The organism is Sphingomonas sp. 320_CC (assembly GCF_059691795.1).
Map to the genome: position 1 here is coordinate 698,239 of NZ_JCAWAE010000003.1, position 17,620 is coordinate 715,858.

Annotated in this window: 20 protein-coding genes and 1 tRNA gene; 12 read left to right on the top strand and 9 right to left on the bottom strand. The window is 62.9% G+C overall.

The genetic code is table 11. The annotated features are described in order from the left end of the window. Nucleotides 1–32: 32 nt before the first annotated feature. Nucleotides 33–227, top strand: a complete 195-nt coding sequence (locus AC59GX_RS14755) for a hypothetical protein (protein WP_497302008.1) — start codon at nucleotides 33–35, stop codon at nucleotides 225–227. 182 nt (nucleotides 228–409) lie between these two features. Here the strand turns inward: AC59GX_RS14755 and AC59GX_RS14760 are convergent, their stop codons facing one another. Beyond that, on the bottom strand, nucleotides 410–658 hold the full coding sequence (locus tag AC59GX_RS14760; protein ID WP_497302009.1) for a carph-isopro domain-containing protein: 249 nt from the start codon (nucleotides 656–658) through the stop codon (nucleotides 410–412). A gap of 48 nt (nucleotides 659–706) precedes the next feature. Between AC59GX_RS14760 and AC59GX_RS14765 the strand changes: the two genes are divergently transcribed. The 5 genes from AC59GX_RS14765 to AC59GX_RS14785 all read left to right on the top strand — a co-directional run bounded on the left by AC59GX_RS14765 (nucleotide 707) and on the right by AC59GX_RS14785 (nucleotide 4,350). Then, on the top strand, nucleotides 707–1,477 hold the full coding sequence (locus AC59GX_RS14765) for a hypothetical protein (RefSeq protein WP_497302010.1): 771 nt from the start codon (nucleotides 707–709) through the stop codon (nucleotides 1,475–1,477). Nucleotides 1,478–1,649: 172 nt separating this feature from the next. Continuing rightward, nucleotides 1,650–3,086, top strand: a complete 1,437-nt coding sequence (locus AC59GX_RS14770) for a hypothetical protein (protein ID WP_497302011.1) — start codon at nucleotides 1,650–1,652, stop codon at nucleotides 3,084–3,086. Continuing rightward, nucleotides 3,083–3,619 (top strand): hypothetical protein, encoded by a 537-nt coding sequence (locus AC59GX_RS14775; RefSeq protein ID WP_497302012.1) that lies wholly within the window; start codon nucleotides 3,083–3,085, stop codon nucleotides 3,617–3,619. Before AC59GX_RS14770 ends, AC59GX_RS14775 begins: the two co-directional genes overlap by 4 nt. A gap of 69 nt (nucleotides 3,620–3,688) precedes the next feature. Then, nucleotides 3,689–4,105: a hypothetical protein gene (locus AC59GX_RS14780; RefSeq protein ID WP_497302013.1), complete on the top strand. Its 417-nt coding sequence runs from the start codon at nucleotides 3,689–3,691 to the stop codon at nucleotides 4,103–4,105. After that, the gene (locus AC59GX_RS14785; RefSeq protein ID WP_497302014.1) at nucleotides 4,102–4,350 is read left to right on the top strand and encodes a hypothetical protein; all 249 of its coding nucleotides are present in this window, start codon (nucleotides 4,102–4,104) and stop codon (nucleotides 4,348–4,350) included. The genes AC59GX_RS14780 and AC59GX_RS14785 overlap by 4 nt, the downstream gene beginning before the upstream one ends. A gap of 342 nt (nucleotides 4,351–4,692) precedes the next feature. On the opposite strand, the gene AC59GX_RS14790 is transcribed toward AC59GX_RS14785, so the two are convergent. Next, complete coding sequence (locus AC59GX_RS14790; protein WP_497302015.1) at nucleotides 4,693–4,959, bottom strand: hypothetical protein; 267 nt, start codon at nucleotides 4,957–4,959, stop codon at nucleotides 4,693–4,695. 166 nt (nucleotides 4,960–5,125) lie between these two features. Next, nucleotides 5,126–5,314 (bottom strand): hypothetical protein, encoded by a 189-nt coding sequence (locus AC59GX_RS14795; protein ID WP_093397053.1) that lies wholly within the window; start codon nucleotides 5,312–5,314, stop codon nucleotides 5,126–5,128. A gap of 98 nt (nucleotides 5,315–5,412) precedes the next feature. Here AC59GX_RS14795 and AC59GX_RS14800 point away from each other — a divergent pair, with 98 nt between their 5' ends. The 3 genes from AC59GX_RS14800 (at nucleotide 5,413) to AC59GX_RS14810 (ending at nucleotide 7,821) form a co-directional block, all read left to right on the top strand. After that, nucleotides 5,413–5,649, top strand: a complete 237-nt coding sequence (locus AC59GX_RS14800; RefSeq protein ID WP_497302016.1) for a hypothetical protein — start codon at nucleotides 5,413–5,415, stop codon at nucleotides 5,647–5,649. Beyond that, on the top strand, nucleotides 5,649–6,902 hold the full coding sequence (locus AC59GX_RS14805; RefSeq protein ID WP_497302017.1) for a site-specific integrase: 1,254 nt from the start codon (nucleotides 5,649–5,651) through the stop codon (nucleotides 6,900–6,902). The genes AC59GX_RS14800 and AC59GX_RS14805 overlap by 1 nt, the downstream gene beginning before the upstream one ends. A gap of 88 nt (nucleotides 6,903–6,990) precedes the next feature. Continuing rightward, entirely contained in the window at nucleotides 6,991–7,821 is an 831-nt protein-coding gene (locus AC59GX_RS14810; RefSeq protein ID WP_497302018.1) for a DUF3800 domain-containing protein, read from the top strand. A 379-nt stretch (nucleotides 7,822–8,200) separates the two neighbouring features. Here AC59GX_RS14810 and AC59GX_RS14815 read toward each other — a convergent pair. From AC59GX_RS14815 to AC59GX_RS14840, 6 genes are all read right to left on the bottom strand, one after another. Beyond that, nucleotides 8,201–8,276: transfer RNA gene (locus AC59GX_RS14815), tRNA-Lys, on the bottom strand. Between the two features lie 156 nt (nucleotides 8,277–8,432). Beyond that, on the bottom strand, nucleotides 8,433–9,539 hold the full coding sequence (gene rodA, locus AC59GX_RS14820; RefSeq protein WP_426281171.1) for a rod shape-determining protein RodA: 1,107 nt from the start codon (nucleotides 9,537–9,539) through the stop codon (nucleotides 8,433–8,435). A gap of 19 nt (nucleotides 9,540–9,558) precedes the next feature. Further along, complete coding sequence (gene mrdA, locus AC59GX_RS14825; RefSeq protein WP_497302054.1) at nucleotides 9,559–11,601, bottom strand: penicillin-binding protein 2; 2,043 nt, start codon at nucleotides 11,599–11,601, stop codon at nucleotides 9,559–9,561. A 26-nt stretch (nucleotides 11,602–11,627) separates the two neighbouring features. Continuing rightward, entirely contained in the window at nucleotides 11,628–12,158 is a 531-nt protein-coding gene (gene mreD, locus AC59GX_RS14830) for a rod shape-determining protein MreD (RefSeq protein WP_082440961.1), read from the bottom strand. After that, nucleotides 12,155–13,027, bottom strand: a complete 873-nt coding sequence (locus AC59GX_RS14835) for a rod shape-determining protein MreC (RefSeq protein WP_426281169.1) — start codon at nucleotides 13,025–13,027, stop codon at nucleotides 12,155–12,157. Before AC59GX_RS14835 ends, mreD begins: the two co-directional genes overlap by 4 nt. A gap of 104 nt (nucleotides 13,028–13,131) precedes the next feature. After that, nucleotides 13,132–14,175, bottom strand: a complete 1,044-nt coding sequence (locus tag AC59GX_RS14840; protein WP_055878614.1) for a rod shape-determining protein — start codon at nucleotides 14,173–14,175, stop codon at nucleotides 13,132–13,134. Between the two features lie 141 nt (nucleotides 14,176–14,316). On the opposite strand from AC59GX_RS14840, the gene mutL reads away from it, so the two are divergent. The 3 genes from mutL (at nucleotide 14,317) to AC59GX_RS14855 (ending at nucleotide 17,532) form a co-directional block, all read left to right on the top strand. Further along, the gene (gene mutL, locus AC59GX_RS14845) at nucleotides 14,317–16,131 is read left to right on the top strand and encodes a DNA mismatch repair endonuclease MutL (RefSeq protein ID WP_497302019.1); all 1,815 of its coding nucleotides are present in this window, start codon (nucleotides 14,317–14,319) and stop codon (nucleotides 16,129–16,131) included. A 677-nt stretch (nucleotides 16,132–16,808) separates the two neighbouring features. Further along, entirely contained in the window at nucleotides 16,809–17,126 is a 318-nt protein-coding gene (locus AC59GX_RS14850; RefSeq protein ID WP_056482681.1) for a hypothetical protein, read from the top strand. Nucleotides 17,127–17,286: 160 nt separating this feature from the next. Further along, entirely contained in the window at nucleotides 17,287–17,532 is a 246-nt protein-coding gene (locus AC59GX_RS14855) for a hypothetical protein (RefSeq protein WP_426284336.1), read from the top strand. Nucleotides 17,533–17,620 lie beyond the last annotated feature (88 nt).

The following is a 17,620-nucleotide window of genomic DNA, read 5'->3' on the forward strand; positions in this document are numbered from 1 at the left end:
CGTTGTTCAAACCAAAACGAAGGAGAAGCGCGATGGCGGAAGACGTTCGAGTATCGAACTGGCCCAAGACGGACAGCAAAGAGCGAGTCGCTTATGACCTTCTCATCACCATCGTTACGGGCGAGAACCGAGGAAAATCCAACCCCGACAATCGGAAGTACTATTTCGATCTCTATGACCAGTGCCTGCGCGCAGTCGGCGGCTACGCTAACGATCCCCCAAAATAGCCCAGATACGCCCGTATTATTTGGGAGAGTGGACGTCCGAGATCTGGCAGCCACGACGCGAGGAGCTGATCTGCTCGCCGAGTTCCTAATGGCAGGCCGGACGTTTACTGGGTACCGCGCGGGCTCTTCCGGCTCGCGATCGAGCGGCGACAGAGCGCTGCCCTCCGAAGGCAGAGTCCGTGTCATGCCAAGCCTACTTTTAGTTTTGGCTTTATGGCGATCCCATGAGGTCGATCGCGAGAACACGGAATAAGATCGCTTGCGGTGAGGTCCACTCCCGCGTTTCGAGCTGCGTTCAATACGGCCGCCTGTTGGCGCGCGGGAATAAGGCCACGGCGAACCCATCCCTGCACCGTCGTATGCGAGCGGTGGCCTAGCATTCGCGCAAGTGGCCGAATGCCGCCCAAGCGGCTAATAGCGATGTTCGACATTCTTAGATCTGTACGCTTGAAGCGTACTAAATGCAAGGCTCGTACGTTTTGATGGATACAGTTGGTAGTCAGCTCATGACATTGCGCGAGCGCAGCGGTCTCACGATGGGTGAGATTGCCGCTGCTGCCAGTTATCGGGGGCGATCGTCTGTCCAAAAGTTTTTCAACGCAGATTATGATCCGCCGTCGCTGGACATGATCGTCGCTGGGCGTCTCGCGCGCGCACTCGTCGGCCGAGGATCTCCTCCAATAGACGAGGATGAGATATTCGCCCTCACGGCATCAAAGAAGAACGACTTAGACCGCTATCAGTTTAAGTCAGTATCCGGATTGTTACGAGATATCCCTGTCTATCCAGCAACGTTTGCGATTCAAAAGCGATTTGGTGCTGAAGACGGACCGATAGCTCGTTTATACATGTTAGACTTAGATAATCCCGTTAAATACGCTTGGCATCCACCATGCTATCAAGGGCGCGCCGGTATCTACGCTTTAATGATATTCGGTCATCCCTTGCTTCCCCGATATAAGCCAGGGGATATCATCTTTATTGACTCCGCCGAACCAGTGCGCTTCGGTGATGATGTTTGCGCCCATATAGCGGAGTTCGACGCGGATATATTCGACTCTACTGATGACGAAGATCAACATGACTTTCCCAGATCGTCAGCCATGGTTATCTTCGGGACATTTGAGCGACAGGATGGAGACGATGTCTACATAAGGTCGTTTGACGGGCAGTCAGTAGCAAAGCTGTCTCTGTCTCGCGTCAAAGAAATGACTCGGCTTATCAGCATCTCGGATGCCTTAGTCCCCTAGTACGTCGCCGCATACATCTGTACGTTCGTAGATTGACATGTGTACGCCTTAAGCGTACACATAGTCATCACCTGAGCACCCTAGCGGTCGTCAGACGGTGATCGCAGGCCCGTACAGCACGCTCCCATAGGAAGCCTCTGCCGCACTCCTGCGTCCTCGTAGGAGAACGCACATGGCAACGCAGCTCAAACATACCGATTTCGCATACACTCCGGCGCCCACCCCGCGCCCGAACATCCGGGTCGCTTTCATCGCAGGCGAGGCAACGGCTGCGGTTCACGACGAGATGGCGAAGCTGCCGGCGGACGTTCGCGATGGCACGCTCGAGGATCTGGTTCGGAACCAGGGCGTCGCAGACCCGGCTGACGTAAAGCTAATTCAGGGCATGACCTGTTCGCTGATCGAGACAGCACGCGATCTGTTGTCCCCCGCGATGTATACGGCATTCCTGCGTTGGGGTGAGGCTGCGTCGCACGCGTGCGCGCTCTATACGACCGATGACGATGGAGATGCGCGCTGCGCTGCCACGTCCAAGGCATTGTCGCTGGTCAGCGATGTCGATGCCGAGAATGTGCACGATCTGCTGTTCGGGATGCTCCTGACCTGTATCGAAACGGTTGAGGCTCCTGCGTTCGGACCGTTCGATCGAAAGTATGGTGAGTTCGACGTCAATGGTGGCGAGCTGCTCGCCGGACTGAGCAGGGACCTGCGCAACTTTTCGCCGATACCGGACCTCGTGAACGAACTGAGCGCCAAGGCCTGGGAGGTGTCCAAGTCCCGGCTCGCCCTGTCGATCGAGATCGGTCACGCGGTTACCAGCGCGTTCAGCTTTGCGCGCGGCGAAGATTGTGTCGCGCGCGAGGAGGAGGTCACGTCGACTGGTCTCCCCGCTGGCTACGATCGCTACATGGGCGGCCCGCTGATCGCATGGCGGAAGGCTTACGCCAATTATGAGGGGGCCAGTCACGCACTGCATGCTTACGATCGCGACGTTTATACGCCCACGTTCGCTAACGCGGACGTCACGGACAAGGTCGCAGACCAGGTTCAAGAGCAGTTCGATACGTTGTTGACGGCAGAGCATGACGCGGTTCAGCGGCTTTATCGGATCCCGGCACCGAGTGCGTCGGAGCTGGCGATCAAGCTGAAGATCTTCGAAGGCGCCGAAGGTTGGGATCTGAAGTACGCACCCGACGTCATCCGCCGGATCACGATCGACGCGCGGCGCTTCGGTCGGCACGGCGCACACCTGCAGACGGACCAGCCGCTCCTTGCCGCTTTCGCGGCTAGGCGCCACGAGTTCGAGACCGCCGACAGAGGCCCGTGGACGACGGAACAGGAAGACGCTTACTTCGGCCGCGTCGACGCTGCCGAGATGGTTGTGCTCGATACCCGCGCCACTACGCTCGAGGGCGCGATCGCGAAGCTCCGCGTTGCATTCATGAACCAAGACGGCAGCGACTGGTCGGACCTCGCGATCTCAAACACCGCGGACCCCAAGTTCGTCGAAGGCCTGCGTATGTCCGGCATGTATGAACGCATGGCGTGGGGCGCGATCGAGGACCTTGCCCGCATCGCTGGCGTGAGCCTGGCGGAGCAGGGCGCATGATCGGCCTGCTGTCGCACGGCTGGCCGGAGACCGGCTACAGCCTCGAACAGATCGAGCAGCTCGGACCCGAGCACTCAGCGCCGGCCTCCTTCGGCAATTACGCGGTGCGAACCTTGAAGCTGAAGGGCGGCAAGTCGCTCGATCTCGGCGCAAACGACGTCGACCGCCTGCTGATGCGGCCGGTCCAGCTATTGCCCGCAGAGCCGGGTATCGGACTGTGCCACTGGTATCTCGAGGATGACGTTCCTGAACTCAGCACCACGCCTGTCGTCGCCTGGGCTTTGTGCGTCGATGGCGAAGTCCGTCCGGTAACCCCCGGCGGCGTCGATGGCGGAACGGGCACGGCGGACGGTGACTGCTTCGTACGGATGCCGGACGGAACGATACGTGGTGTGGGTACGATGTGCGACCCCAGTGGTTTTCCAAACGACGCGGAGCTGCTTGCTTACCTCGTCGAGCAGGAGGCTGCGCGTGCCGAACACCGTCGCGCGGCCGCCGCCCATGCAGCAAGCAGAGCGGAGGCAGTGGCATGAGCCAGTTCTTTCGTTCGATGGTGTCCGACTGGCGGCCGGTAAGCGAAAATACAGGCAATCGGACCGCTGGTGCAGACAGTCGGCCAGATGAAGTTTGCGATCGTCACGATGAAGAACGGCGAGGACATCCGGGTCGCGGACTACGAGCTCGAGGACCTGCTCCACCGACCAATCCAGATAATGCCCGCCGATCGCGGGACGAAGCTGGTCCACTATCTGTTGGATACGACACCTGAGCATTGGACGGTCCCGCTGTCAGGCTGGGCGCTTTGCATGGATGGCATCACGCGCCCGATGACCGCCGGCGGTGTCGTATGCGACAGCAGCGAGCACCCCTATGGCGTGTTCGTGCAGATGGCAGACGGAACTGTCACGCAGGTCGGGCCAAACGGTGACGAGCATGATGATGCCGACATGATGCTCCGCGTGCTGACCCAGCGTGCTCGCCACGATGCCGCAGCTACCACCGGTGGAGGCGACGAATGACCTGTGCATCCTGCCGGCACTGGGATCGCTATGCAGAGAGCGACATCTCGAAGAAGTTCGGCGATTGCCGGTACAACCCGCCGCGCATCAGCGAGACGCTGCTCGCGCGGATGCTTCCCGGCCTGAGCGTACCGCTGCCCGAATATGACGACATCGAGCGCGACCTCTACGTCGCCAGCGCCTTCCCGGTCACGCACCAAGAGAGCGAGTGCGGCAAGTGGGACGGGAGGGTTCCGACATGCTGAAGAACGGATCGGCTAACTTGTGTGCGTCGTGCCGTCACTGGCACCGCACAGGGCCGAAGCTGGCAAATGCGCAGCGCGATCCGTCGTGCGCTGCCGACGAAGGCACGTGTCAACGCCGGGCGCCAAGCGTCGTCCAGGGCAACTCACCGTTCCCGGTGTCCATGTTCCCTGTGACACACGAAAGTCGCGGTTGCGGAGAGTGGAGCGCGCGTATTGGCGCGGGTGGCGGACCGGATGACGGTGAACGGATAGGGCAGGGCGGGACGGCTGACGCGACCGTTACGCCATTCCGAAAGATCGCGGCATGACACCGCAGCGATCACGCCCAAAGGCTACGCTAAGTCAGCCCGATTTCTCGTTCCGGATGCGCCGAAGGTTGAGGTCTGCGATCAGCGCGACAAGTGCATGCCCGTCGAAGGTATGGGGTCGCACCCGGCGATCGGGCAACGAAACCGAGTATCCTCGCCTTGCCTCGATCGGTGTGCCTGCGACCTTCTCAATTACTCGGTACAGCGGCCCTTCGAAAAGGATTTCCCGATCCGCTTCCGTATTGCCCGTTCGATCCTTGATCCGAATGAGCGTTGCAAGCTCATTCCATGGAACGTCCATCGCCGCTTATCCCCGTTCTGTTCCTCCGCAGGTATTAGCGCGGGAACTGCAGATTGGAATAGATGCGGAGCAGTATGCCAACGCCAAAAATGCGTTTCTACTGAGGTCATTAGCGTGTCACGGGGCACAGACACCTGGTGTGCGCCCCGTGACACTGGATGCTCAGTCAGTCGGTCTCACTCGTGCCGCTGCCGTCGTCCGTCGACTTCCACTTGCCCTCGGCAACCTTGTCGTCGTCTCCTTCGATCGCCTGCTCGTAAGCAGCGCTTTCGTCTGCAATACCAGCCTCGGCACTCTTTTTGGCGGTATCCTTGAAGTCAGCTGCGCTCGGGTCGGTTTGCTTGCCGTCGGTCATGATCTGCTCCTCTGGTGGAACGGTTCGAACGCGCGGCGACCGCGGGCGGGTTCCGGCCAGTCTTCCTATCCCACGTCAACATTCGGGAGCATCCACTGATGGGCCTCGCACTGGAGCGGCTGCCGGACTGGCCTGTCGCGATGACCCGAGAGATGGCGCTCGCCTACACCGGCGTGGCCGATGCTCAGCTGCGCGAGTGGGAGCGCCGTGGCACTGTCCGCTTTTGCATGCGTGGCCCTCGTGGTGCTGCGATCGCTGCACGTTCGTCACTCGATGCTGCCGTGCAAAGCCTATTCGCCGCCGCCGCTGACGATGGCGCGATCGAGTTCGATTGATGGCGATCGCACGACTGCCGGCATACGTCCGGCCGATGAAACTCGCCGGCGACAAGACCGGCTACTATTTCGAGCTGCCGGCTTGGGCGCGGCCGACAAAGGATCAGAAGACCGGCAAGCTCACACCCGCCGTGCGTCATGGCCAGGCGTGCCCGGTGCTCTCGACAGCGCTCGGCACTGACTTGGCGCAGGTCCACGCTAAGGGCGCCGCGCTGAACGATGCGCTGCGCGAATGGCGGACCGGCGAGATGGGACAGGGACGTATCGCTGAAGGCAGCGTCGCTTGGCTGTTTCAGTGGTACCGGGAGCAGGAGCGCTTCACCAAGAACAAGGCGAAGACCCGCAAGGACTACAAGGCCCTCATGGACATGCTGGTGGCATTCGAACCGAAAGCCGGTCAGCCGCCGCTCGGTAAACGCATGGCATCCAAGGTCGACGCGACCGTCGCGGACAAGCTGTACCAGAAGCTGAAGGAGAAGGGTGACCGACAGGCGGCGTACGCCATGCAGGTCTGTCGGCTCGTCTGGACCTGGGCAGCACGTCATCACCGCGTGACCGGGGTGAAGGAGAACCCGTTCAAGGGCATGGGGCTGTCCAGCACGGCCGCTAAGGGCAATCGAGAGACCAGCAGGGCAGAGTACAACCTCTATCGAGAGACGGCGCGTAAGCTGGGCTTCCAGTCTATGGCGACCGCCGCGGCGCTGTGCTTCGAATGCTGCCAGCGCGTCTGGGATGCGTTCGGGTTCGAGGATCCAGACGGTAAGGAGCACCGCGGCATTGAGTGGGCGGGCTATCGGCCGGGTGAGGAGATCAGCCTCGTTCAGTCAAAGACCGGCAACCCGGTCACCTTGCCGCTCTCCATCACGGTGACGGGCGAGGACGGCAAACCGGAGACGGTGTCGCTCTACCCCGAACTGGAGGAGGAGCTCGCCCGATCGCGCAAGGTGGTCGCTACCGACGCCCAGGTGATCGTGCTCGAGGAGCGCAGCGGGCAAAAGTACCAGGAGCGGCGCATGTCGTCGGTCCATCGCAAGATCTGCGTGGAAGCTGGTCTACCGAAGAATATGACGTTCACCGGGTTTCGACACGGTGGGATCACGGAGATTGGCAACGCTGGTGAGGACGACGTGCGTGCGGTTTCGGGTCACAAGACGCTGGCTGTGACGCGCATCTACAACAAAGCCAATGCGGACAAGGCCAGGCGCATAGCGGCTGCGCGTCGGACCCATTTAAAAGAACTAGCCGACGTTTAATAGTTATCCAAGGCAACGTCCGCTGGGCGACGCGTACATGCGAGTCATTGCGATTCGACTCTCGAGGCCGTCTGACTAAGTTGGCGGCATGACAAGTCTGACTGTGTACATTGACGAATCGGGAGATCCGGGGGTCCGTGACGGCCTCCACTACCTCGAAATGCGTCATGAATGGATGACGTTGTCCGCGTGCGTTATACGGACGGACCGAAATCTTGAGCCGGTTGAATGGGTGCAATCCTTGCAAGCGGCTGCCTGTTCGACGCAGAGTACATCACTACACTATGCGCGCGTCCACCGGGACAAACGTGTTCCCTTGTGCCAAGGCGTGGCCTCGCTACCAATAAGAGCATTTTGCATTGCAACGCATAAAAGCAATATGCGATCACACGTAAATCCAGTCCTAGGAAAGATGCCCAAAGGCGACCAGTTCTATAATTGGTGCATGAGGCTTCTTTTAGAACGGGTGACGAGGTGGGCAGAGCAATGGCACCTCAAGGAGAAGATACCATTATCGCCTTTGAAGGTTATCTTCGCGAACCGAGGCGGGCATGATTACGACAAGATGTTCGGATATTTCGACAGATTGAGGGGCCAAATTCATGGCAAAGGCCCCACTCTGTCAGGAATGGGGCTTCGAGAGCCATTTTTGATCCGCGAGAACTGGACGGTAGAACCGGCCGAGAAAGTTGCGGGGTGCCAAATCGCAGACGCCATTGCGAGTGCAATCTATCAGGGTGCAAATGCATCCTCACCTAATTGGGATATGGCGCCGGCTCTCGCCTTGAAGAAAGTCTTGGCTAAGGACCGATCTGGCGTGATCGCGAACATGGGCGTTACAGTATGGCCGCTTACGCACCAAGCAGAGGTGCCGGAGCCCAGTAGACCACTATTCAATTCGTTCGGTTACAAAACGTAAATTGGCGGGCCCCGGCCTCCGTTAACCCAGTCGGCCGATAGGTCGTCACTTCTAGGACGGCCGTCCGCTTGGTCCCCTGTGCTACTTGGAACACAGAGTGAGAGGTTGTTCCGGCGTATCCCGCCGAAAGCACAATGCACCTAAGCGAAATCGGTTTCAACCACGAACGTGATAGGAAAAGTCTCGTGGCTCAACGGGACCCCAAAGCTTGTGTGAAGCAAGTCGCGCTTTGCCGCTCGTTTGAATGCATCACCCTGAGCAAACGGGTATCAGGATTAAGCCGGACGTCGAGCCAGCATTTGTCGGAAGACCGTGTCGGAACATGTCGGGAGAACAAAGCTCCGCCATCGTGAAAATCGTTTGTTTTCATGGTGGTGGATGGTGGACGCACTTGGGCTCGAACCAAGGACCCGCTGATTAAGAGTCAGCTGCTCTACCAACTGAGCTATGCGTCCATTCCGGGGCGGTTTTGAGTGGCGCCCTGGTGTGGCGCCCCGCTGCTGGAGGCGCGCTGTTAGCAGACTCATCGGGGGCCGCAACCCCCTTTTCGTCGATCCGAGTCCGTTTTCGTCGATCGCGCCGCTTTTTTGCGAATTATACCGGTTTTCGCCTCACCAGCCGACCGTCTTGCGGTTCTGGCGGTCGATCGACATCAGGATGCCGAGGCACAGCAGCACGGTCATCTGCGCCGAGCTGCCAAAGCTCACCAGCGGCAACGGGATGCCGACGACGGGGGCGAGGCCCATCACCATCATCAGGTTGATCGCGACGTAGAAGAAGATCGTCGTCGACAGCCCGGCGGCGGTCAGCCGGCCGAAGCGGGTCTGCGCGCGCTGGCCGACCTCGATTCCCCAGCGGATCACCAGCAGGAAGGCGAGGATCAGCAGGCAGCCGCCGACCAGGCCCCATTCCTCCGCCATCGTCGCGAAGACGAAGTCGGTATGCCCCTCGGGGAGGTAGTCGAGATGGCTCTGCGTGCCCTGGAGGAAGCCCTTGCCCCAGATCCCGCCCGAGCCGATCGCGATCTTCGACTGGCTGATGTGATAGCCAGTGCCGAGCGGGTCGCTCTCGGGATCGAGGAAGATCAGGATGCGGTTGCGCTGGTAATCGTGCAGCGCGAAGTTGATCGCGAGCGGGATCGCCACCGCGGCGGTGATCGCGCCGCCGACGAACAGGCGCAGCGGGATCCCCGCGAGGAACATCACCGTCGCGCCGCCCGCGCAGATCATCAGCGCGGTGCCGAGATCGGGCTGCTTCATGACGATCGCGGCGGGGACGCCGATCAGTAGCGCCGCGGGCCATACCGCGCTGAACCGTCGCGTCTCGCCGGGCGGAAGCATGTCGTAGAATTTCGCGCAGGCAAGCACGATCGCGGGCTTCATGAACTCGGACGGCTGCAGGCGGATGAAACCGAGGTCGAGCCAGCGTTGCGACCCGCCCGAGACCTTGCCGAGGATCTCGACCGCGACCAGCGATACGACGATCAGCGCATAGGTAGGCAGCGAGCCCGCCTTCCATGTCCGCTCGGGGACGTAGGACAAGGCGATCGCACCGGCGAGCAGGACGAAGAAGCGGATGCCCTGCGACAGCGCCCAGGGCTTGAGCGAGCCGCCGGCCGCGGAATACAGCACGACCTGGCCAAAACAGCCGATCGCGACCACCAGCAGCAGGACGCGCCACGGCAGCTTGGCGAGCGGTTCGGGGACGATACGGTTCATGGGCGGCGCTCGGCTAAGGTCATTGCTGGCGGTCCCGCGAGTCGTCTTCTGCAACGGTTGCGCCTGGTGCCGTCAGCGCTTCCTGCGTGGCGTTGGCCATGTCTGTGGCGTTCTCGACCGCAGGAGCGTCGCTGGGCACGACCGCGTCGGTCTTGGTGGCGATTGCCGCCGGGGGTGCGGATTGCGCCTTGCGGTACGTCTCCGCGGTCGCGGCCATGCGCGTGCGGATATCGCCGCCCCAGGTCGGTTCGACTTCGGCGAGCGATTTCAGCGCGCGCTCGCGATCGAGCATGTAGGTCATGATGTCGCGGCCGATCATCGGCGTGTCGAGATTGCGCACCGTGTGGCCGTTATGCTCGAGCACTACCGCCAGCGCATACCGCGGGTTATCGGCGGGTGCGAAGCCGATGAACAGCGCATGGTCGCGCATCTTGAACGGCAGCTGCCCGTTCTTGAGCACACCCGAGCGCCGCTCCGCCATCGTGATGCGGCGCACCTGCGCGGTGCCGGTCTTGCCCGCGATCGCGACCCCGGGGATCAGCAGTTTCGCCGCGCCGCCGGTACCGCCCTGGTTGATCACCCCGAACATCGCATCGCGGACGCGCGCGAGATGCTCGGAATCGATCGCTAGTGCAGGGGAGTCGCGGTGGATGTGGCTAGCGAGGATACTCGGCTGCAACGCACGCCCCGAGGCCAGCCGCGCCGCCATCACCGCGAGCTGCAACGGGTTGGCCAGCACATAGCCCTGGCCGATCGACGCGTTGAGCGAATCCGCCACGGTCCAGTCGTGCTTGTACTTCTTCAGCTTCCACGCCGGATCGGGGACCGTGCCATAACGCTGCGTCGAGAAGGGCAGGTCGAACTTCTGCCCCATGCCGAGCGTCCGCGCGATCGGCGCGATCGCGTTGTAGCCGACCCGCCGCGCCATCTCGTAGAAATAGATGTCGCAACTCTGCATGATCGCGTTCTTGAGATCGAGCGGACCGTGGCCGCTTTTCTTGTGGCAATGGAACACGCTGGTCCCGAGCCGCATCGCGCCCGAACAATTGACGCGCGTGCTCGGATCGACGCCGGCGTTCATCAGCGCAAGGCCGTTCATCGGCTTCACCGTCGAGCCCGGCGGATACAGCCCCTGCGTGACCTTGTTCATCAGCGGCACGTGATCGTCGTCGCTCAGCATCTGCCATTCGAGATGGCTGATCCCGTCCGAAAAGCTGTTGGGATCATAGGCCGGCATCGACACCATCGCGAGCATCTCGCCGGTGCGGGTATCGAGCACCACGACCGACCCGGAGTTGGTGCCGAGGCGACGTGCGGCATATTCCTGAAGCCCCACGTCGATCGTCAGCCGTGCGGTCTTGCCGGGGACGTCGGGCTTGGTCGCGAGTTCGGCGACCAGTTTGCCGCGCGCGGTGACCTCGACGCGCTTGGCGCCGGCGACGCCGCGCAATTCGGCCTCGAGCATCTTCTCGAGCCCGTCCTTGCCGAGCTTGAAGCCGGGGGTGACGAGCAGAGGGTCGTGCGTCTTCTTGTACTGTTCGGCATTGGGCACGCCGACATAGCCGGTCAGGTGCGCAACCGCAGCCCCTGCCGGATAGCTGCGTGCAAAGCCCCGCGTCGGCGCGACGCCGGGCAGTTCAGGCAGTCGGACGCTGACCGCGGCGAACCGCTCCCAGTCGAGATTCTCCGCGACCTGGACCGGCTGGAACCCGGCGGCGTGTTCGAGGTCGATCGCGATCCGCTCGACTTCCTCGGGCGGCAACTGGAGGATGCGGCCGAGCAGCGGCAGCACGCGCTCCTTGTCGCGCAGGCGGTCGGGGATGATGTCGACGCGAAAATCGGTGCGGTTGTTGGCGATCGGCACGCCGTGGCGATCGACGATCCAGCCGCGGCGCGGCGGCAACAGCGTCATGTTGACGCGGTTGCTCTCGGACATTTGCGTGTAGCGCTCGTTCTGCGCGATCGACAGCCACGCCATCCGGCCCGCGAGCAGCAGCCCGACGCCGCCTTGCGCCGCGCCCAGCATCCAGGCGCGCCGCGAGAAGCTGTATGCCTGCGACATCTCGGTAACGATCCGCGGGGTATTCCTCACTCGGCGCCCCGTTTGTTCTGGATCGCCGCGACGATGCGGGCCGCCAGTGGGAACATCAGGATCGTGACCGCGATCTGCGCGATCAGGATCGTGTCGACATGCGCGCCGACCGGCACCGCGATGAAACGGCCGACCAGAATGCACGCGGCGATCAGCCCGCCGGCGATCAGCCAGTCCTGCCAATAGTCGCGGAAGGCGAGCCGCTGTTCGATCATGTCGATCGCGACGAACGCGAGCGACCACATCAGCACGGCGCTGCCGAGTGGCTGGCCGCTGACGAGATCGTCGAAGAAGCCGAGCGGCGCGGCGGCCCAGGGCTTGAACGCGAACCGCGCGAGCAGCCGCCACGCAAGCAGCATGACGAACCCGAACGGCGGGAGCAGCGGGATCGTCGCGACCACCGGGATGATCGTGATCAGCGATCCCGCCATCACCGTTGCCCAAGGTATCGCACGCGACCGGCCCGCCGGGATCTTGGTCTCGAACGGCTTGTAGTCGACGCTGTCGACGACGCGAGCGCGACTCATTGCTGCGCCACCGGACGAGGCGGGGGCACCGGCATGAACATCCGCTCGACAAGTGCGAAATCGAGCGTGTCGGGATCGGCGAACGCGCGCGCCATAACCGAGTCCGACCCAGCCTTTGTCACGCGCGCGACGGGTACGCCGGGCGCGTAGATGCCACCGGTGCCGGTCGTCACGAACAGGTCGCCCGCGTTGAAGCGCACGTTGGTGGCGTTGACCGAGCGGATGTCGATCATCCCGTCGCCGCGCCCCGCCGCAATCGCCGGCATGCCGTCGCGGGTGCGGCGGACGGGTACGATGCTGTCGCCGTCGCTGAGCAACAGCACGCGCGCCGCGTTGGGCCCGGTCTCGACCACGCGACCGATCAGGCCGTCGGGGCCGCGAACGGGCATGCCGGGCAGCACACCGTTCCAGCGACCCGCATTGAGCAGCGCATAGCGCCGCCCGCTCGAAGCACTCGAACTCACCAGCCGCGCGGTCACCACCGGCGCGGTCGAGCGTTCGCGGATCGCGAGCAGGCTGCGCAACCGGCGATTGTCATACGCGATCGTCCGCGCGCGCATCAGCAGCGCCCGCGTCCGTTCGCGATCGGCCCGCAACGCGACGTTCTCCTGCTTCACGAAGAAGTAGTTGCCGATCGCATCGGGGATGCCCGAGATCGACGTGCCCACGGTGGCGAGCCCGGTCGAGACCGGCGTCGTCACCCCCGCGACCCCCATCCGCAGCGCGGAAAACGCGGGCGGATTGAACGTCGACGCGACGAGCAGCACCAGGCCCACCACCGCACCAGCGACGGCGAGCACATAGCCCATGAACACACCATATTGCCGACGCCGGGAAAACCCCGTGCGCCGGTCGCGGGCTGGCGCCATGCGCCTGTCCCCCTGTCTCGGGCGCCGCCAAAGCGCGAGGGCTGATCCCCCGCGACTCGGTGGCGCGATTTCGTGTCCGCGTGTCTTAAAGCAAAAGCAAACCCTTAGCCGCTCATCAGCACGCCGCGGAACAACGGATCCTCGAGCGCGCGACCGGTGCCGAGCGCGACGCAGGTCAGCGGGTCCTCGGCGACCGTCACCGGCAGGCCGGTCTCGTCGCGCAGCACTTCGTCCAGACCCTGGAGCAGCGCGCCGCCGCCGGTCAGCACGATGCCCTGGTCGACGATGTCCGCAGCCAGCTCGGGCGCGGTGTTCTCGAGCGCCACACGGACGCCCTCGACAATCGTCGCGACCGGCTCGCTCAGCGCCTCGGCGATCTGGCCCTGGTTGATCTGGATCTCCTTGGGCACGCCGTTGACGAGATCGCGGCCCTTGATCTGGATGATCATGCCGATGCCGTCGACCGGCGGCTTGGCGATGCCGACTTCCTTCTTGATCCGCTCCGCCGTCGCTTCGCCGATCAGGAGGTTATGGTTGCGGCGCACATAGGAAACGATCGCCTCGTCCATCTTGTCGCCGCCGACGCGCACCGAGGTCGTGTAGGCGAGACCGCGCAGCGACAACACCGCGACTTCGGTCGTGCCGCCGCCGATATCGACAACCATCGAACCGATCGGCTCGGTCACCGGCATGTCCGCGCCGATCGCTGCCGCCATCGGCTCCTCGATCAGCCAGACCTGCGACGCGCCCGCGTTCGACGCGGCATCGCGGATCGCGCGGCGCTCGACCTTAGTGGAGCCCGACGGCACGCAGATCACGATCTCGGGCCAGCGCGCGAACTTGCGGGGCCCATGTACCTTCTGGATGAAATACTTGATCATCTGCTCGGCGACGTCGATGTCCGCGATCACGCCGTCGCGCAAAGGCCGGATCGCCTCGATGTTGCCCGGCGTCTTGCCCATCATCATCTTGGCGTCGTCGCCGACCGCCTTGACGCGCTTGATGCCGTTGATCGTCTCGACCGCGACCACCGACGGCTCGTTCAGGACGATGCCGCGGCCACGGACGTAGACGACGGTGTTCGCGGTGCCGAGGTCGATCGCCATGTCGTGCGACATGAACTTGAAGAAACGCGAGTAGAAGGCCATTCAATCAGGGTCCCGTAATCCTTGGCCGCCGGACGGGCAGCCCATCGCACAAAAATCTCGCGTGGCCCGCCGGTGTTTAACTCACCGGGTGCTTGCGTTTGCGGGTCGCGGGATGCCGTCGCTTGGTCTAGACGCAAACCCATGTCAATACGGCGTCTCCCCGAGCATCTGGTCAATCGCATCGCCGCCGGTGAAGTGGTGGAAAGACCCGCCAGCGCGTTGAAGGAGTTAGTCGAAAACGCCATCGACGCAGGGGCAGGACGCATCGCGATTCTCCTCGTTGAGGGCGGCACGTCGCGGATCGAAGTCGCCGACGACGGCTGCGGCATGACCCCCGCCGACATGGCCTTGGCACTCGAACGCCACGCGACTTCCAAGCTGCCCGACGAGTTCATCGAATCGGTCGTGACGCTCGGCTTTCGCGGCGAGGCGTTGCCCTCGATCGCGAGCGTCGCAAGGCTGACGATCGAAAGCCGGATCCGCGGCGCCGAAGGCTGGGCACGCACCGTCGACAATGGCCGGGTCGAGCGCGAAGGCCCCGCCGCGCTCCCACCCGGCACCCGCGTCGTCGTCGAGGACCTGTTCGCGCGCGTCCCCGCCCGCCGCAAGTTCCTCCGCTCCCCCCGCGCCGAATACGCCGCCTGCCTTGACGTCGTTCGCCGGCTCGCGATGGCGCGCCCCGACATCGGCTTCACGCTGGAACATGACGGCCGCCGCGCGCTGTCGGTGATGCAGATCGAGGACCGGCCGGGCAGGGTGGCGACGCTCACCGACCGCGCGCTCGCCGACAATTCGGTCGCAATCGACCTCGAACGCCCTACGGACTCCGGGGTCCTCGTGCTAGGCGGCGTCGCGAGCCTGCCGACCTACAACCGCGGCATCGCCGACCACCAGTACCTCTTCGTCAACGGCCGCCCGGTAAAGGACCGCCTGCTGATGGGCGCGATCCGCGGCGCCTATGCCGAAATGCTCCCCCGCGATCGCCACGCGGTGGTGGCGCTGTTCCTCGACATCCCCACCGACCAGGTCGACGTCAACGTCCACCCCGCCAAGACCGAAGTCCGCTTCCGCGATCCCGCAATGGTAAGAGGCCTTATCGTCTCCGGCTTGCGCCGCGCCCTCGACGCCGCCGGCCACAGAAGCCAACGCGCCAGCGACTCCGCGCTCGCCATGTGGCAACCCGAAAACTCCTCTCCCCCCCGGGGAGAGGAAGGGGCCCGTCCGCAAAGCGGATGGGAAGGTGAGGGCACGCCCGAAAGGCTCCCGCTGGAAAATCGCCACTACGGCGCGGTCAACGATTCTCGCCCGACCTTCTTCGCCGCGCCCCCGCAGGCGCGTGCAGAACCCGCCTGGGCACCCCCACCCCAAACCACAGCCTTCCCGATGGGCGTAGCGCGCGGCCAGGTCGCAAAAACCTACATAGTAGCCGAAGCCGAAGACGGCCTCGTCCTGGTCGACCAGCACGCCGCCCACGAACGCCTCGTTCTCGAACGCATGCGCGCAGCCCTGATCGGCGGCACCATCGCGAGCCAAGCCCTGCTGATCCCCGAAGTTGTAGAACTCGACGAATCCGCCTGCGACCGCCTTGAATCCCGCGCCGAAGAACTCTCCGAATTCGGCCTGGACCTAGAACGCTTCGGCCCCCACGCCATGCTCGTCCGCGCAACCCCAGCCTTGCTCGGCCAAAGCGACCCCAAAGGCCTGGTAACCGACCTGGCCGACGAACTCGCCGCCTTCGACGAAGCCCTCTCCCTGAAGGAGCGTCTAGACGCAGTAGCCGGTACGATGGCCTGCCACGGCTCCGTCCGCGCCGGCCGCATATTGTCGGTCCCCGAAATGAACGCGCTCCTCCGCGAAATGGAAGTCACCCCGCACTCGGGCCAATGTAACCACGGTCGCCCAACCTGGGTAAAGCTCGCGCATTCGGATATCGAGAAGCTTTTTGGGCGCAAGTGAACGGCTTACGAATTTTGCTCTATGGTCATAGTAAAGGTCCCGGAACCGCCGGGGAACGACCGCTTCCGCCCACTTTCGGACGTTCTGCCTACCGACGAGGTTTCCCAACAACAGAGTTAGGCATCCACCTCAGCGGGATCGTAACGGAAAAGGATTGCCGTCAGCATTCGTCGAAGACTGCGCCAATACGGTCGGCGAGCGACCGTTGCTTCACGATCTAAAAGTGCGTCGAACCATTCCGATCTAGGTCCGAAAAGATAGGCGTTTCGGGCGGTCGCGGAGACGAAAACGCCTTTTGACCACGCGTTCGAATAATAGACGAATCCGTCACCTGCACGGTCAAACGCAGTACTGCCGATGTGCGGATATCGGTCAAACATTGCCTGACCCTACACGGAGGGACGGCAGCTAACCAGCCGTTCGCTCCCCAAAGCGGACGGTCTGCATCCCTTCCCATTCCGAACGTTCACCGTCAGCACGTGCGGTTGCAATTGTGGCCTTAACTTGGGTGAAACTTGCGCGGCCACATCGGAATGCTGTCCGGCCGTAAACGCCCGGCGCGCGCAAGATACTCAAGGTAGATTCGGCGAACAAATGCGGGCTTTCGCTCCTACCGTTGCGCCGACGGAACAACCTGTTCTTCCGGGTGTTTTCCGGACAGTAACAGGGAGAGTATAATGTCAGATTACCGCACCACCGATACCGTCGTCGTGAAACGCCGCGGCCCGGGTACCACGATCGCCATCGTCTTGCTCGTCATCGTCGTGATCGTCGGCCTGCTGTTCGCCACCGGCTTCTGGAGCGCGAACGTCACCAAGAGTGGCGCGCTTCCCGAGGTCTCGGTCAAGGGCGGGGCATTGCCCAAGGTCGACATGGACTCGAAGGAAGTCGTCGTTGGAACGTCGAAGACCAAGGTCGAAGTCCCGAAGGTCAAGACCGAGACGGAAACCGTCGACGTTCCGACGATCGGCGTGAAGGACAATGGCGAGAAGTAAATCGCGCCTCGCGTAATGGAAAAGGCCTCTGCCGGTTGGCGGAGGCCTTTTTCGTAAATGCGTCAATTCGATCGCTATAGCGTGGCGCCGCTCTACTTCCCGTGGTGAATGGCGGGTGAGGGCATGGCGCTTTTTTCTTAATGGGGGCACAGCGTCGCAAATGGACGCACTCTCTCTATTCGGCCTAGCCGCGGTATCGTTCACCCTGCTATGCTACGCCAAGGAAGCCGGTTCGCACTGGTGGACGCTCGGCTTCGCATTCGGCTGCGTGCTCGGGTCGATCTACGGTTTCCTCCAGGGTGCGTGGCCGTTCGGGGTGGTCGAGCTGATCTGGACGGTCGTCTCGTTCCGCCGCTGGCTCAAGATGCGCCAAGCCGTGCCGCCTGCCGCGGAACCGCTCGCTTGACACTGCGTTAGCGCGCGCCTATTCGAACTCTCCCCGACACGACGGTTCCGGCGGCGCTTGTTTGCGTTCGTCGCTATCGTGCGTTTCG